Genomic DNA, 572 nt, shown 5'->3' with positions numbered 1-572 from the left:
CTGTCCGTTTCGGTATCAAAGGCAAACAGCTCTGCCGCTTTGAGTTTTTCTAGCCACGCATTGAAAGAAGCTTCGTCCAAAATGGTTTCGTACTGACTGCGATCAATCGTTACCGCTGAGGTTTCCATTTCAGCATGCGAAGAAGATGATGATGCTTGCGCAGAGCCTGCAAGTTCAACCGCTTCGACAGTGCCTGAGCCGCCTTCAAGCAGTTCGTTCAACCAAGACTTAAACGTCAACTGACCATACAGTTTGATCAATTCGTCTTTGTTTGGCTCTGCTTTCAGTAGCGACTCTGGTGTTTCTTCCAGTTCCACATCCAGCTTGATGGTAGCCAGCTCATAAGACAGCATAGCATTGTCTTTGTTGTCGACCAGCTTCTTCGCCATGGTTTTCGAACCGCGGAAACCAAGTGCCGCGATATCATCCAGATTTTCGTACAACTTAGTCAGGCCACCAATGCCTTGCAGCAAAGCGGTCGCCGTTTTGTCGCCCACACCCGGTACACCAGGGATGTTATCGACTTTATCGCCCATCAACGCTAGATAGTCGATGATCAACTCTGGCGGAAT

At 49.0% G+C, this 572-nt stretch carries 1 protein-coding gene; it reads right to left on the bottom strand.

Features of this window, described 5'->3' with window-relative positions:
* A partial coding sequence (locus R7E78_RS28930; protein WP_318058992.1) for a 5'-3' exonuclease H3TH domain-containing protein occupies positions 1–572 on the bottom strand: 572 nt, incomplete at both ends.

This window comes from Vibrio sp. YT-19(2023) (assembly GCF_033337395.1).
This window is presented reverse-complemented; position numbering and strand designations above follow the sequence as displayed.